At 64.7% G+C, this 14873-nt stretch carries 18 protein-coding genes and 1 other RNA gene; 1 reads left to right on the plus strand and 18 read right to left on the minus strand.

Annotation, left to right across the window (positions count from 1 at the left end):
- Nucleotides 1-51 precede the first annotated feature (51 nt).
- Nucleotides 52-448, plus strand: a transfer-messenger RNA (tmRNA) gene (gene ssrA / locus BW09_RS04550).
- Between the two features lie 235 nt (nt 449-683).
- On the opposite strand, the gene BW09_RS04555 is transcribed toward ssrA, so the two are convergent.
- The 18 genes from BW09_RS04555 to BW09_RS04640 all read right to left on the minus strand — a co-directional run bounded on the left by BW09_RS04555 (nt 684) and on the right by BW09_RS04640 (nt 14864).
- Complete coding sequence (locus BW09_RS04555) at nt 684-1010, minus strand: phage holin (protein ID WP_223847955.1); 327 nt, start codon at nt 1008-1010, stop codon at nt 684-686.
- Nucleotide 1011: 1 nt separating this feature from the next.
- The gene (locus BW09_RS04560; protein WP_081886568.1) at nt 1012-1923 is read right to left on the minus strand and encodes a peptidoglycan recognition family protein; all 912 of its coding nucleotides are present in this window, start codon (nt 1921-1923) and stop codon (nt 1012-1014) included.
- A 99-nt stretch (nt 1924-2022) separates the two neighbouring features.
- Nucleotides 2023-2547 carry a hypothetical protein gene (locus tag BW09_RS04565; protein WP_140462427.1) on the minus strand — a complete coding sequence of 175 codons (525 nt, stop codon included), beginning with the start codon at nt 2545-2547 and terminating at the stop codon, nt 2023-2025.
- A gap of 46 nt (nt 2548-2593) precedes the next feature.
- Nucleotides 2594-2968 carry a hypothetical protein gene (locus BW09_RS04570; protein ID WP_258184991.1) on the minus strand — a complete coding sequence of 125 codons (375 nt, stop codon included), beginning with the start codon at nt 2966-2968 and terminating at the stop codon, nt 2594-2596.
- Nucleotides 2969-3068: 100 nt separating this feature from the next.
- Entirely contained in the window at nt 3069-3917 is an 849-nt protein-coding gene (locus BW09_RS04575) for an Ig-like domain-containing protein (RefSeq protein WP_140462426.1), read from the minus strand.
- A gap of 6 nt (nt 3918-3923) precedes the next feature.
- A complete protein-coding gene (locus BW09_RS04580) occupies nt 3924-4736 on the minus strand; it encodes a hypothetical protein (protein WP_140462425.1) in 813 nt (270 codons plus the stop codon).
- Nucleotides 4733-5119: a hypothetical protein gene (locus BW09_RS04585; RefSeq protein ID WP_140462424.1), complete on the minus strand. Its 387-nt coding sequence runs from the start codon at nt 5117-5119 to the stop codon at nt 4733-4735. Before BW09_RS04585 ends, BW09_RS04580 begins: the two co-directional genes overlap by 4 nt.
- 18 nt (nt 5120-5137) lie before the next feature.
- Nucleotides 5138-5797 carry a hypothetical protein gene (locus BW09_RS04590; protein ID WP_140462423.1) on the minus strand — a complete coding sequence of 220 codons (660 nt, stop codon included), beginning with the start codon at nt 5795-5797 and terminating at the stop codon, nt 5138-5140.
- The gene (locus tag BW09_RS04595; protein ID WP_140462422.1) at nt 5794-6888 is read right to left on the minus strand and encodes a hypothetical protein; all 1095 of its coding nucleotides are present in this window, start codon (nt 6886-6888) and stop codon (nt 5794-5796) included. Before BW09_RS04595 ends, BW09_RS04590 begins: the two co-directional genes overlap by 4 nt.
- Nucleotides 6888-9128 carry a fibronectin type III domain-containing protein gene (locus BW09_RS04600; RefSeq protein WP_140462421.1) on the minus strand — a complete coding sequence of 747 codons (2241 nt, stop codon included), beginning with the start codon at nt 9126-9128 and terminating at the stop codon, nt 6888-6890. The genes BW09_RS04595 and BW09_RS04600 overlap by 1 nt, the downstream gene beginning before the upstream one ends.
- A 66-nt stretch (nt 9129-9194) precedes the next feature.
- Nucleotides 9195-12101, minus strand: a complete 2907-nt coding sequence (locus tag BW09_RS04605) for a tape measure protein (protein WP_140462420.1) — start codon at nt 12099-12101, stop codon at nt 9195-9197.
- 3 nt (nt 12102-12104) lie between these two features.
- A complete protein-coding gene (locus tag BW09_RS04610) occupies nt 12105-12515 on the minus strand; it encodes a hypothetical protein (protein ID WP_140462419.1) in 411 nt (136 codons plus the stop codon).
- On the minus strand, nt 12479-12829 hold the full coding sequence (locus BW09_RS04615) for a hypothetical protein (protein ID WP_044090523.1): 351 nt from the start codon (nt 12827-12829) through the stop codon (nt 12479-12481). The genes BW09_RS04610 and BW09_RS04615 overlap by 37 nt, the downstream gene beginning before the upstream one ends.
- An 11-nt stretch (nt 12830-12840) precedes the next feature.
- Entirely contained in the window at nt 12841-13449 is a 609-nt protein-coding gene (locus tag BW09_RS04620; protein WP_044090524.1) for a hypothetical protein, read from the minus strand.
- A gap of 26 nt (nt 13450-13475) precedes the next feature.
- Nucleotides 13476-13865, minus strand: coding sequence for a hypothetical protein (locus BW09_RS04625; RefSeq protein ID WP_044090525.1), 390 nt, complete (start codon nt 13863-13865; stop codon nt 13476-13478).
- The gene (locus BW09_RS04630; protein WP_140462418.1) at nt 13862-14104 is read right to left on the minus strand and encodes a hypothetical protein; all 243 of its coding nucleotides are present in this window, start codon (nt 14102-14104) and stop codon (nt 13862-13864) included. Before BW09_RS04630 ends, BW09_RS04625 begins: the two co-directional genes overlap by 4 nt.
- Nucleotides 14101-14436: a hypothetical protein gene (locus BW09_RS04635; protein ID WP_140462417.1), complete on the minus strand. Its 336-nt coding sequence runs from the start codon at nt 14434-14436 to the stop codon at nt 14101-14103. Before BW09_RS04635 ends, BW09_RS04630 begins: the two co-directional genes overlap by 4 nt.
- Nucleotides 14433-14864 carry a Gp19/Gp15/Gp42 family protein gene (locus BW09_RS04640; RefSeq protein ID WP_140462416.1) on the minus strand — a complete coding sequence of 144 codons (432 nt, stop codon included), beginning with the start codon at nt 14862-14864 and terminating at the stop codon, nt 14433-14435. Before BW09_RS04640 ends, BW09_RS04635 begins: the two co-directional genes overlap by 4 nt.
- Between the last annotated feature and the right edge of the window lie 9 nt (nt 14865-14873).

Here is a 14873-nt window from a genome sequence, read left to right on the forward strand (position 1 = left end):
GGGTTATCATGAAATGTCCGGCCAAGGCCGGCAAGTTTGATAATTCAATATGGGGGCGATCGGTTTCGACGGTGACCTGTTCGCTGCAGGGAAGCGTGCCGAGAACGTCGGGTCCACTCGTGGATGACCCCGACAAAAGAATAAGTGCTAAATCTAACCGCACTGAGTTCGCTCTCGCTGCCTGAGCTTCGCGCCAGGATTAACCAGTGAGCAGCCGCTCCGTTCACTCCTCCTCGTCTTCGGGGGGAAGCTGAGCGTCGTTAAGAAGACTTGCTGATGCAGCTGAGCCTCAGGGCTGCATCGGGACTTTAACTGCGGATATGCTCGCCATCAGTCGTCTGCGACATCGATGGGGGCAGAAAAACCGCCGTACGGCCAGCAGACTACGCACGTAGAAGACTGCGGGCTCGGTCATCGGACCGGGGTTCAATTCCCCGCGCCTCCACCAATCCGCTTCGGCGGAAACAAGCCGCTTTCCCTTACGGCAGTAGGGGAGAGCGGCTTTTCTGTTTTCACTGTCTTTCACCCGAAATCATTGGTTTTCCGAAAAAATGTGCCCAAAATGTGCCCAAAAATGTGTGCGCACGCAGGCTGGAGAGAGGCCTGCCGGATACGCGAAGACCGCCCCGTCCTCCACAAAGGAGAGCGGGGCGGCGTGTTAAAACAGGGTGCGGATTATTCCACTAGGACCTGCTGGATGCGGCTTTGATGGCGCTGGCACCGATGATGGCACCGAGGAACAGGGTGACGGCGTTGACGCTGGTGGCGATCTGCCCGGCGAGGTCGCCCCAACCCCAGATGGGGCCAAGGGCGGCGACGAGCACGCTCAATGCGGGCAGGACGACCAATGCCAGCCATTTGAGGATGTCGTACACGCGGGATGGGATGAGCCAGTCGGGCACGTTGTCGCCGTTCAGGTCGGAGGCCTTGTGGTCGGCGACGCCGGGCGTGTCCACCGGCTGCAGGTCGGCCTCCGTGTCCATGGTCGTTGTTTCGGGTGCTGCTGCCATGCTACTTCACCTCCTTGGTGTTGGCGAGTGTGATGCTGACGTCGGCCAGCGCCTTGTCGACGCTCGCCTTGACGGCGGCCACGATCTGGTCGGCCGGAGCTCCCACGTTCCTGGCGAGCGTCTCCAAGGCTGCGGTCTGAGCCTTCTCGTAGGCGAGGGTGCGCGCCTGCACGCGGTTCGTGACCTGCTGGGCGCGGACCCACCACGGGGCCTTGTTGTTCGCGTGGATGGTCTTGACCCCAGCCTGCGAGAGGACGTCCGCCTCCGCCGGCTCCCCAAGCGGGGTGAGACCGGTCTCGGGCGTCCAATAGTAGATGAGGCCTGTATCGTCGTTTCGTATCATCGCTGCTGCCATGTCATTGTCTCCTTCATTGGTGTCTGCGGTAGAGCTGTCTAGGGTGGTGTTGTTGGCCATGGCCACGTACCATTGGCGGGCGCGGCTCATGTACGCCGAGTTCTGCGAGCCCGCGATCGACGCGGGGCATTCGGTCGGGCTGAAATAGGAGTGCGGGAAAACGTTGACCATCCATGTGGGCGCGCCCAGACCGTACGCATGGCACAGGGCGGCGACCAGATGCGCGCCGTTGTCCAGTGTCGCGTCGCTGATGCGCCATGGGTTGTCGGAGATGTCCGCGTGCTCGATGCCGATGCTCGTGCAGTTGGCCTCGTAGTCGCCGGCATGCCAGGCGGTGTCCGTGTCCCAGACGAGCTGGCCGATCCGCCCGTCCGCCTGCACCTGATAGTGGGCGGACGCCTCGCGTGACTGCCATACGTCGTAGCAGCCGCGGATGGTCAGGTTGGCCGCGTTGTGGTGCAGGACGATCTTGTCTATCCGGCGTCCCGCACGGCCGGGCGTGTAATGCGTGTTGAGGATCAGGTCCTCGTCCGCCGTCAGGGTCTTCCAGTCTTTCACATCAGGGTTCCTTTCAGGTATGGGTGAGCCCCGCAGGTGTCTGCGGGGCTCGGATTGTTTTGTTCGAGTCGGGGCGTGGTTGGATGCAGGCTTACCGGCTCAAGACGCCGCGCCATTGACGTTCGTGCTGTCGGGTTTCATCCACGCGGCCGGCTTGCCGCCGACGTTGAGCTTGATTTTCAGGTTCCCGGTCACTGGTGCCGCCGTGTTGCCGCCCTTCGTGACGCGCAGGCTGAGCGTTTTCGTTCCCGAGGGTACGTGGACCGGCTTATCGTTGGAGCCCTGCCAGATGGTCGCGAGGTTGTTGCCGTCGCCCATGATCTCGGCCACGAGAACTCCCGGGACGCTGCCGTCGTAGGACAGGACGAGATCCGCGCCCTTGAGCTCGTCGGGGCATTGCCACGTCCATATGACGCCCTTGCCGGGTTCGACGTTCCCGCTGCTCGTCATGTCGAGCGACCCGTCCGCCGCGACAGAAACGGTCAGATTGTTGCCCGACGCGGGACCATAGGCGAGCAGGTTCGAGGATTTCACGGTCACCGGTATGGTCTTCGAGATGCTGCCTGCGGTGATGTCGAGACTGGTGGTGCCGGTCTTGAGGCCGGTGACTGATAATGCTCCCATATGAGGGGCCTCCTTTGTGGATTGTGGAAGCCCCTCGAGTGGGGCTTCAGCTGAGTTTGCGCAAAACCGGGGTGATGGTCTCGTCCACGGTTTTCGACGGGCCGATGCTCACAATGCACGTGTAGTCGCCTGCGGGCAGCGTGCCCTTGAGTTTGCTCGACGCGTTCGAGAACAGGTCGACGGTGCCCGCGTCGTTCTTGACTTCCGCGAACAGGTCGCCGGTGCCGCCTGTGGTGTGTTCGAGCGTGTATTCGCCCGCCGTGAGGGTGACGGTCGCGCGGACGGTGGCCCAGCCGGTGCTGGTGCCCTTCGCGTGGATGCCGTCGCCCGACTTGGTGAACGTGACGCCGTTCACGGTCTGCGGGAGCGTGGGCGTCTTGAACAGGTTCGCCCACACGTGCACCGGAATGGTCTTCGACACGGTTCCGGCTTGGATGGTCAGACTGGTGTCACCTGCGGTCAGGCCGGTGACGCTGACCCCCCCCTAAACGCTTCTGTTGTTGTTGGCATGATATTGCTCCTTACTGTTGTTTGACTGATGCGATACTCGAATCTTTGACCGTGGCCGTAAACTCCTGCGGCGCATAATCCGGTTGGACGCCCACCTGTATGCTCCGGGTTTCGCCCGCCCTGAGCGTGAGACTGTCGGGCGTGACCGTCACACCGGTGGGAACCGGCTGGCCGGACGAGGCTATCTTCGTGTCACGGATGCTGGCGGTGAACTCCTGCGACACGTAGTCGGGCAGGACATTGACCGTAATATTCTGTGCTTCGCCCACACGCAGGGTAAGGGACTCCACGCCGGTGCGGATGCCGGTGGGCACGGGCTCGCCCACACGCGCCACACCCGTATCCTTGACCGTAGCCGTATATTCCTGTGAGGCTCCGGCAGGCAGGATGTTCGCGCGCACGTTCACCGCCTCGCCGACACGCAACGTGACAGCGGTGACCGGTTTGCCGGCCTCGTCCAGCAGGGTCACGGATTCGGGCGCGTACGCGGCGGACACGCTCAACGCCGCCGACGTGAAACCGCCCATCGTCGCGGTGACCAGCGCGGTGCCGCCATGCCTCCACGTGACCGTGTTGCCCGATATGGTGGCGACCGACGTGTCAAGGCTCGTGAACCGGACGCCCGTGGTCGTGACCTCGCCCGTATGCCCGTCCGCGTAGGTGGCGCGCGCCGCCAACCGAATCGAACCGTTGACCGGCAGGCTCGTGGGCGCGGGCGTGCCGTCCTCGTTGAGGATCTCCACGCCGGTCACCGTGTCGGCGGGCGTGCCCCACAGTTTCCGCCCGTCCAGCAAAGCGTTCCACGGGACCCCGTTGCGTAATGGTTTGGCCAGTTTGCGGCCGTTGAGGAGGATGCTCATACGGCATCACTCCCCGACAGTGGGCTTGGACTGGTCGCCGGTCTTATCCGGCTGCGTGGCATCGGTCTTGTCGGAGTCCACGGCATCCTTGTCGGATTCCGTGGCCTCGGTCTTGCCGGACTCCGTGGCGTCCGCCGCCTTGTCCTGCACCTGCTGCACCGCAGCGTCGATGGCCCTGAACGCCTCACTGGTCTTCGCCGTGATGGACGCGCGCGCATTGGCCGCATCCACGGTCACGGTCCTCGCCGCATTGGCGGCATCCGACACGACCGACGCGTCCGACATCGCCTGCGAATGCAACGCGGACGTCATGGTGGCGCTCGTCAACGCCTGCGCCTGCAACTGCTCCAGGGAGGCGACCAGTGCGGTGGCCTTCGACCGGGTCGTGTTCTCGGGATACCAGACCAGATAATCCGGGTACTTCGCGGACAATGCCTCCGCCTCCTCGAGCGACGAGGCTGGCGGAAGCATCTTCACCGGCCGCACGCTGCCCATCACGGCAGGCAACAGGGTGGACGGGTCCACATCCACCAAGTCCGCGTACTCGACCGTGGACGTGGAATCCGGCACCTCCACGTAACGGTCGTATGCCGTGGCGGTTCCGGGCAGTTCGATCACATGCCATACGAACCGTCCGTTCGTGGGCTGCAGGTCGACGGTGGCGGTGCCGTCGTCCGCGAGGGTGACCTCGAAGGGCTCTCGGGTGATGACGTTCTTCACGGAGTCGATATGCCTGCGCGGGATGAACCTGATCTGCCCTGTGACCGGCGTCAGCCCCTCGTCCGTGGTCTTCTTCATGCTGATGTGGATTCTTGTCATTGTTGTTCCTTTCCTATATCGGGTGCCACGTGGGCCTCCTTGACGTCTTCGTATAAGGCTGAGATGATGCCGTTCTCGCCCAACGCCTCGTAGGCGCTGAACATGTCGCTCCACAATCGTTTCTGCTCGACCGGCATGTATCCCCGGCCGGCGACCCACTTGTGGTGCAGGTTCACGAGATAGGCGCGCAGGATCATCTGCATGCCCCGTTTCAGCGCGGCGGTCTCCAGCTCGTTACGCCGTTGGCGTTCCGCCGCATCCTGTCTCATATGCTTCAGCTGCCGCCACAACACGGTTGCGATCACACCCAACAGGCCGGTGATCGCCCATTCCGCGACCGCGAATATCAGATCATCCACTGGTTTCATACGCTCCTTCGCCATGAGATTTTCCACGAGCGGTCATGTGAACTCCACGCCATCCGGTATCGGCATGCTGAACCGTTGGCAGATGACACGATCACTGCTGCCGAGCCCGCCCAGAAGCGTGATGCTCCCATCCGTGTTCCAATCGGCCTGCTTGCCCCAGTTGCCGCTGACGACGGCACCGACACACCCCAGACTTATCTTCCTGCTGGGTTTCGGTCCGCTCGAATACAGCCAGACCGGGAACCCCGCCGACAGGTTGACCGTGGACTGGAAGCCGCTCAGATTGACATGCAGCAGTCGCGCGCCCCGGTTGACGATGATCTCGTTCGCACCCCCATAGGCGTCGCCCTTGAAACTGTTCGTGTCCTGGAACCTGAACTTCGCGTGTCCCATGGAAGCCCCCGCGCCCGGTCGCGCGATGATGCCGGTGACGAACGACTGCGTTCCGTACGTCTCGACGAGGACACGGTCGCCGGGACCGCATCCGAGACAGTCCACGGTGATGGGGATGGCGTGGAGCGTGCCGCCGCCCACGGTCAGGTCTGCCGTATACCCGCCGGAGGTGAGGTCGATGCTGACGACGGTAGCCCGTCGCAGCGAAAAGGAGGGGCCTGTGGGTGCGATGTTGCGGATGAGGTCGAGACCGAGACGCCGGCCCATGCTCCTCGCGTCTTCAAGCGCGTCAGAGGTCATCGTGCGAAGCTCCTTGCCTCGGTCTCGACCGGCAGACCGGCGGTGAGATCGATCTTCTGCGTGCGGACGGCGAGGTCCCCGCGGATGCCGCCGGCCGGATAATCCAAGGTGACCACGTCCCCGATGGTGACGGGGGCGTAGATGTGGGTGAACGTGACGCGTCGTATCACGGACTGCGCGGTGGCGAGCAGCTCCGCCGCCTTCGCGTCGGCCATGGCCTGCGCGTCCGTCTCGCTCATGCCGTCGGGGATGTCGCTGTACGTGTATGTCTTCGACACGACGCGGCCGCGCGTGACGGTGCTGAATTCGGATGCGGGATCGTCGTCCACAGCCATACCGCGGATGTCGCGCTCCTGGTCCGAGTAGATGACGATGACCTGGTTGGCGGTGTCGAACCAGTCCCGTTCGTCGGTCATGCTGCGTACGAACCGGGCGTCCGGCCCCTCCGTGAACGTCCAGGAGGGGGCGCGGTCCTTGGGCTGCGTATACGGGGTGAGCAGTACGCGGCCCATGGGGTCGGTGCGCGCGGAATTCCAGCCCATCAGGTCCAGAAGCTCGTTGATGGCGTTGAGCTTGTTCTTCTGCGCGCTGTCGTCCATGCCGAACGTCCACGTGGTGCCCATCCGATAATCCGTTGCAGGGTGGGCGGCGGTCTCCAAGCCGGCCTCGCGGATCGTCTCGTCGATGAACGTCAGCGGGTTCTCTCCGGGTTGAAGGCTCACCGGATAGGCGAACTGGTCATCGGACAGTTCCCGCAGCCGTCCGTACAGGTTGAGGGGTCGGGAGTCCGCATCCCCTCCGGTGACCTCGCGTTTAGGCCCGTCCGGCAGGAACGTTCCCAAGGCGATCGATTCACGGGTCCCGTCCTCATAGTCGAGGTCGGCCCACACGCGCAGCAGGTCGGTGGGTGAATCGTCGGTTCCTTCGAAGTCGAGCGTGGCGCTTTCGGTCACGTCGGTGTCCTGGTTGCGGGTGATGGAGCCGCCCCGGAGCACGCCGTCCACACGGCCGGTCTCCGCCCCGCTCGCACGGTCCACGCGCATGATGCGCACCGATGTGACGAATCCCATGAGATGATGCGTCATGTCCATCAGCGTTCCGGCTCCTTCCACACGATCTCGTCAAGACTGGCGGAGAAGTCCACGGTGAGGCCGTCCGCGGCGATTTTCTGCGACATGGAGACGCGCACGCGCATGCGCGACCCGTCCATGTTGCGGAACCACCCGTATGCGTAGGCGCGTGACAGGCGGCGTATGAGCCGGTACAGGCTCCCGTCGCCCCAGTCGTACCTGGACGACACGGCCACCGTGTTGTCGAGGTCTCGCATCTGATAGCTGACCGGAAGCCCGTCCATGTCGCCGCTGGCGAAATGGTATTCCTCGGTGGCCAGCTCGGGTTTCTCGGAGACCGTGAACGCGCCGCCTACAGGCAACGCCTCCTTAGCGTCCGCACCGAAATTCAGGCAGCACATGTCGGTGTCGATCAGGACGGTGGACCGGGTGACGCTGTTCGCGCCCGAGGATGCGATGGCGACCGCCTCGAGCGTGTACGCGTATCGGAGTGGCGGCAATGGGTCGATGACCTGATGGCCGTCCGCCAGCCCGTCGCTCAGTGTGACCGTGTCGTCGTCGATGACGCGCCGCACCATCACGCGGACGGTGGATGGACGGTCGTCTCCGGCCGTATCCCCGTACCGTACCGTGTGCGTGGCGTACAGCGTGTCAGGGTCCACCGTGGTCTCGATCCGCGGAGGCGCGGGCGGCGTGTACTCGGCCGTGACGAGCTTCGACGTCGTCGCGGTGAGGGTGCTGCCTCCTCTCACCGTCACGCTCACGGTGAATTCGCTGCCGTTGGCGGGAAGGAAGTCCGTGCCGTTGACGGTCAGAGAGGTCACGCCCGGCGCCGGAGTCGCCTCATAGGCCGTGACGCCGGCACGGGAGATGGTGACACGCTGCTGGCTGACGCCCGTCGCGTCCGAGACGCTCCACGCGACCTGGAAGGGAAGCTCGGTGATGACGACGCCCGGTCTGGTGATGACCACGTTGGGGGGATTGGCGAGCGTGAACGATATGTAGTCGGACCATGCGCCCCAGTCGGCGTGCAGGCCCTTGGTGCGGACGCGCACCTTCCAGGTTCCGGTGAACGAGCCCACGTCGATGGGCATGTCCGTTCTCGCGCCCTGCACGGTCAGTGTCGGGTAGGTCTGCGTGCCGACCGTGTACTCGATTTGAGCGGCCGACTGGGCGGACCCATCCGGATGGTTCGGCTTCCACGAGACCGTCAAACCGTCCGCGATATCATACGTTGCGCCCTGCGTGGGGTTGATGATCGTGGGCGCGGACGGCGGCGTGATCGTCGTGACCGAATTCGAAGCCGTCCACCCGGAGTACAGGATGGTCCTGCCCGTATCATCCCCGTACACGGGCCGCGTGTAGCGAGCCCGATAATACACGGTGCCGGCCGGGGCGGCGGTATCCTCCCATGAGACCTTCCCGTTCGACGGTATCCGGACCTCGCCCACATCCTCCCACGTCTGCGAGTCGAGACTGCGCTGCACCTGCAGTCGGTACGCGAACGTCTTCGACGCGTCCACGCTGACCGTGACCGTGCTGGCCCCGGATTTGACCGCAGACACGGTGGCCGGCGCGGTGGGCGTCGTATACAGGTAGGTGAGGTCCACATGACTGGAATCACCGGCCTGGTTGCGCGCGTACACCGCGTAACCGATCTTGCTGTTGGGCTTCTGTCCGGTGGCCCGATAGTTGGTCGCACTCCAGCCGAGCGTCGCGACATTGCCCCAGATCACGCCCGTGGTCGCACCATCCGTGTAGATGATGCGGTCGATGATCACCTGCTTCCACGGCTGCGGATACCCGCCGTCGTAGTCGCCGGTCCACGTGAGGTTCGTGGCCGAATCGTCCACACGGCTCCAGTTCACGTTCCTCGGGGGACGCGGGGCACGGTAGCGGATGCCGCCCACCGGCACCCCGCATGAGGCGTTCGACGTGCCGGCATGGGTGCCGTTGAAGTATATGCTCGCGGAGCAGGTGATGTTGCGGGAGCCTTCGGTCTTGGCGACCCGCAGGTCGCCGGTCAGCACCGTCACCTCGCCGTTCGTGCCCGTGTTCTTCGTACCGGAGTTGTCCGTATGGTTGACCTGCTGGCCGTTGACCCACACGGTCGCGGCCACCCAACCGTAGTAATACCAGCCGTTGAATGCCTGCCAGCGGGCCTCCACATGAATCACGTCTGACGTGTCATCGTACGAGGTGACCCAAGCGGCCACATGACACCGCCAGTTGCCGATACCATTGCCGTAACCGTCAGCCATGCGAACCTCCTAAAGCGAAAGACGAGAGAAGACGACAGTGGGCCGGAATGGTTTCCGGCCCCCATGTCATGCGCGCGACCGCACCGTCACGCCGGCCGCGTCCACAAGCTCCTCGATGAGAGAGGAAATGCGGGCGTCGGACTGGACGCGACGGGCGTCGATGCTGATGTTGTATGTGATCGTCCTCGAAGCGGGCACCGGCTGCCAGACACCGGAGCGCATGCCGGCGAGGTCGAGGGCGGTCATGGTCCTGAGCGCGTCCGCCGTCCACGCAGCGAACGCGGACGGGACGACGCTGGTCTTGAAAGATGCGCCGTCGATACGGTCGCTCATGGCCGTCATCACCTTGTCGATGGCGGACATGGCCTCCGGCATGCCACGGCTGACGCCCTGTGCGAGACCGGACACCAGCGCGCGACCGGAGTACGGCGTCCATCCACGCCCGCTGAACGGCCCCTCCTCCGCCGGAGAGTGCGGCAGGAACGAGCTGATCTTGTCCATGACGCCGCTGATGGCGTCGCCGGCGGCGCCGATCATGCCGGTGATGCCGTCGATGAGACCCTGGACGATGCTGCGGCCCGCGCTGGCGAGCCATGAGCCGGCGCCGGAGAAGAATCCGGTGATCTTGTCCTTGATGCCGCTGATGGTACCGAGGACACCGTCGACCCCGTTCCGGGCGGCGTTCTTGATGCCATCCCAGATGGTGGAGAACACTGTCTTGATGCCGTTCCACGCCGCATCCCAGAGGGATTTGATGATGTTCAACCCGCCTCTGATGGCGGCCTTGATGGCCTCCCAGATGCCTGTGAACACGCTTTTGACTGCCTGCCAGACGCCGGAGAACACCTGTTTGATGCCGTCCCATGCCTGCTGCCAGTTGCCGGAGAACACTCCGGTGAGGAACGTGATCACGCCTGTCAACACGGTCAGGACGCCTTGGATGGCGCCGATGATCGCGGTGATGACCGGGGTTAGGACGCTGATGATGGTGGTGATGACCTGCGTGATGACCGGGATCATCGCGGTGACGAGTTGCACGATCGCGGTGATGACCGGAACGAGCATGCCGACCAGCGTGGTCACGATCTGGATGATCACGGGCAGGAACGCGGCGATCATGGTGACGACCTGCGAGATGACCGGCATGAGCATGGACGCGATCATGGTGACGATCTGCGAGATGACCGGCATGAGCATGGCCAACGCGCCCACGATAACCGGGATGATCGGTGCGAGAGCATCCACGAGCGTGGTGACGAGCGGGCCGATGGATTCGACGAGCTGGCCGAACACCGGGGCGAGCTGGTTGAACGCGTCCATGATCTGCGAGATCGAATCCTGCACGACGGGCATGACCTGCGTGAACGCGTCACCCAACGCCGTGCCGAGCTGGCCGAACGCGTCCATGAGCGCGGGCAGGTTCGCTTTGATCGGCTCCAACGCCTTCATGAACCATTCGCCGAGGCTCTGGAGGACGGGCGCGGCAGCGTCCAACATGCCGGTGAACGCCTGTCCGAGCGAGTCCACAAGGCCTTGAAGGACGGGCAACGCCTGTTGCCATGCGGCTTGCACGGACTCCCACAACGGCTGCAGGAAGTCCATGAACGACTGCCATGCGGCCTTGCCGGTCTCGGTCTGCGTGAAGAAATACGCGAGGCCCGCGGCAAGGGCGGCCACGCCGGCCGCGACCAGACCCCATACGCCGACAGTGCCCGACAAGGCCCCGCCGAGAGCTGTTGCCGCGCCCTTCAACGATGACAGCATGCCGGACATGCTCCGCGCGGCATTCTGCGCATTGGCCACCAAAGTCAGGTTGCGCGCGTACTCACCAAGACGGGCGACAGTGCCGCCGAGTTCCGGGCCGATGATGATCGCGGCGCTCAGACCGTCCGCAGACGCCTTGACGAGGTCCATGGCGCCGGCGAGCGCGCCGAGCCCGCTGGCCAGGGCCGTGTACGCCTTGATCGCGGCGAATCCTCCCGCGACGGTGATGAGCGCGGCGTTGACCGCGGCTGAATTGTCCACGTACCACTGCAGGGCGCTTTTGAGCTGTTCGAGGAGGCTCAGTGCGGTGGGGATCGCGTTGGACAGGCCGTCGCCCAGCGCTTTGCCCACGCCTTCCAACGCGGGTTTCGCCTGGGCGGTGAAATCGTCGATGATGGGGATGGCCTGGTTGGCCATGCTGGTCAGCCCGTTGATGACGGGTGTGGCGATGGTCTCGCCCAGACGGGACAAGGCCGCCCTGATGTTGCCCATCGCTCCGTCGAAGCTTTCGCCTGCGGATTGGGCGGCCCCGCCGAGGTGTTCGCGCATCGCGGCCTCGAAGTCCGCGAAGCTGACCTTGCCGTCGGAGACCATGTCCTGCGCTTCGGCGGCTGTGATGCCGAAATGGTCGGCCAGGTATTGGAGGACGGGGATGCCGGACTGCATGAGCTGCAGCATCTCGTCGCCCTGCAGCTTGCCCTTGGCGGCGACCTGCTGGAAGATCAGGCCCATGTCAGTGAAGCTGCGGCCGGACACCTGCGCCACGTCGCCCACGGTGGACAGGACGCCGGCGAGCTCGTCGCCCTGCCTGATGCCGGAGGCGACCAGGCTTGCGGCGACGCTGGCCGCGTCGCCCAAACCATAGGCGGTGCCCTTGACGCTTGCGAGCGCGTCGGACATGATGCCGTCAACGCTTTTCGTGTCATGGCCGAGCGCCTTGAGCTTGGTCTGGGCGCGTTCGATGTTCAGCGCACGGTCGAAGCCGCCCTTCGCGGCCAGTCCGACGATCGCGCCGGTGACGGCGCCTACCGCTGTCACGCCGATATTGCCGACCGTCTTGAACGCGCCGCCGACACGGCTCAGGATCGTGGAGCCGGCGGTCTTCACGCCGCTTGTCGTGGCGTCGCCGATGCTTCCCTCGATGGCCTTGCCCAAGCCCTTGGTGGAGGGGCTGATGATGATGTAGCCGGTGCCGAGCTCCTTCGCCATGGGTCAGGCTCCTCTCTGGTCGGACGTGATGCCGAGACGTGCGTTGAGCCTGTCGCGCAGGGCCTCGTCGTGGACGGCCGCCGTATGGGCGCCCGGCGCGGATGGCATGGTGAGCGGATCGGGCTTCTCCCAAGCCGGACGTCTGCGCATCCTCGTGGTCTGGCTGGCTGCATGGATGTACTTGTCGGCCGGGTCGGGGATGAACGACCATCCGGCCAACGCGGCGAAGCTGCGGCTGGAACGGTCCATGAGAATCTCCCGGAACATGGGCCACGCCGCGTAGGCGGGCAGCAGTTCCGGGTCCCACGGGCCGCCCCAGACGAGGCACCAGTCGCATTGGATCGCCGGGCGCCTCGTCCACCACAGGTGAAGGAGGATCAGGATTTTGGGTCGGTGGAGGACGCCTTGGCCCACGCGTCGATGATGCGTCCGACATCCTTGATCTTGTCGCCGCTCTTGCGGTCGAGCTCGCGTTCCAGACGCGGGTATTCGCGCGTCAGATAGGCGAGGAGCACGGACAGGAGCCCGATCTTCTCGTCCTCGTCGAGGTTGTCCCATCCGCGGCTGATCGCGGTCATGCCTACGGTGAGCACCGCGAGCGGCACATGGCGTGAGTCGTCGAGGCGGGGCAGGTCCAGCTTCACGTCGCCGTACTGGATGTGCACCGGCTTCGAATCGGACTGGTCGGTGACGAGTTCGGGGGTGATCTGCGTGTATTCGGCGGTCATGTCGTCTCCTCTCACGCGGTCTTGGCGAAGCCGTACGCCTTCATGAAGTACGGGTGGGCCGCGGAGTCCTTGTAGGTGCGCAGCGTCATGCCGAAGTTCTGCAGGTTGCTCACGTTCCACGTGATGTCGTCGCGTTCGCCGACCTTCGCCTTGGGGAAGTGCAGGAGGATGAGGTCGTCGTTCTGGCTCAGGCCCGCGACCACGTACTGGGCGAACGTGTTGCAGTCCGCGGCGCTGACGGTCAGGCCTCCCTCGGCGTCGAGCGTGGCGTCGAAGTAGGTCTCCACGATCTCCTTCTTCGATTCGAGGCCGGCGAACTGCACCGTCCAGTAGCCGCCCGAATTCCAGGAGACGACCGTGTTGCCGTTGTGCGCGGTGAAGTCGTTCGAGTCCCCGGCCTCGGGGTGGATGGTGATGCCGTCCTCGCTGAAGTAGCCCAAAGGCTCCTTGCCTTCCGCGGGCCTCCAGTTGGGGCCGAACGTCAGGTTCTCGGCGAGCGGGTATTTGAAGATCGCCGCCTCCTTGATGAGACGGACGAGGTCGCTGTTGTTGCCGTTGTACACGAACTCGAGTCCGGTGGCTCCGGCGGCGAGCAGGCTGGTTTCCAGATTGTTTGCCATGATGATGTCCTTTCAGTGGGAAACGTTCATCGTGTGGCGACGGTCAGCAGGACCTCGCCATACGCATAGTCGATGCCGAGCTGTCCGTCATGCCGGCGGATCGGCCCGGATTGGATGGCCGCGTCCACGAGCGGCCTGGTCTTTCTGTGGGACAGCAGCGCACGCACCCCATCGGAGAACATGCCTGCGGCCGCGACCCAATCGCACGAGCCGTCCGGCTGGGTCGCGTAGCAGGACAGGCTGACGGTCATATGCTGGGTGATGGGTGTGGGGCAGGTGCCGGGGGAAAGGATGATCAGGCATTTCGGACCATCGCCGGAGGGCATGTCCCAGCCGACATCGACGCCGGGCAATGCGGCGGAGAGCAGCCGGAACAGCATGTCCGAGGGGTCCGCGCCCGGAAAGGAGGGCGTCATATCCGCACCTTCCCGAGCATGTCCTTCATCAGGCCGCGATGCTTGCGTTCGACCTGCATGGGGATGGTGGCGACCACGTTGCCGCGTTCGCCGTCCTCGTTGCGGTACACCTTGATGGACGGGTGCACCTGCGCCATGCCCTCGACCTGCTCCTGCACGTCGTCGAGCAGCTGCCTGTTGTGCAGGAGCTGTTTGGACACGTTCTTGCGGTTGAGCACGACCTTCACGTTGCGGCTCATGCGTCCTCCTCTCGTTCGATCCGGTATTGCACGCCGATGACGGTGCCGTCGCGCGCCCACAGTTCCGGCTCCCGCGTCACGGTGAACGTCATGCCGCGCAGGACGGCCTGATCGCCCGCGTGCACGTCGAACGGCGGACGGCCGCGCGCGTACAGGTCGAAGGCGGCCGGCGTCACCGCGCGGGCCACGTCGGTGGAGCGTTGCGCATGGTCCGGGGCGGCGAGCACGCGCAGGATGCCGAGCGGGACGGGTTCGCCGGCGACGCGCCTGCCTTGGACCGTCGAGACCGCGGCTCGACGGAATTCGACCGTCTCCAGTGGTTCGCCCGTCATGCGTTCATGCTCCCGTCCGTCATGTCGATGCTGAACATGCGCTGCCCTCCCAGGCCGAGGGCGCGCAGGAAACCGTCGTTCCACCGCAGGTAGCCGTCCGGGCTCGCCCAACTGTAGGAGTTGGAGAACGGGCCCGTGGTCTCGGTCGTCTGCGTGACGCCGGTGGGCCCGCCGGCGACCTGCTGTTCCATTGCGGTGCGCGTCATCTGGCAGGCCACGAGCTGCAGGCCCCGCCGGTGAGCCGTCCACCATGCGGGGTCCTGTGTCTCCGGATAGCGGGCCACGTGGTTGCGGATGATCTCGCTCGCGTCCTTGAGCAGCTCGTCCGCCTGCACACGTTCCGCGTCGGTGAGCCGATGCCAGCGGGCCTCCAGTTCCACGTGGGTGGCGAACGGCGCCGGCTCCGGATTGGTCTCGTCGTCGGCCATATGCCGCCT

It is taken from the genome of Bifidobacterium sp. UTCIF-1 (assembly GCF_006408915.1).
Taxonomy (GTDB): Bacteria; Actinomycetota; Actinomycetes; order Actinomycetales; family Bifidobacteriaceae; genus Bifidobacterium; species Bifidobacterium reuteri.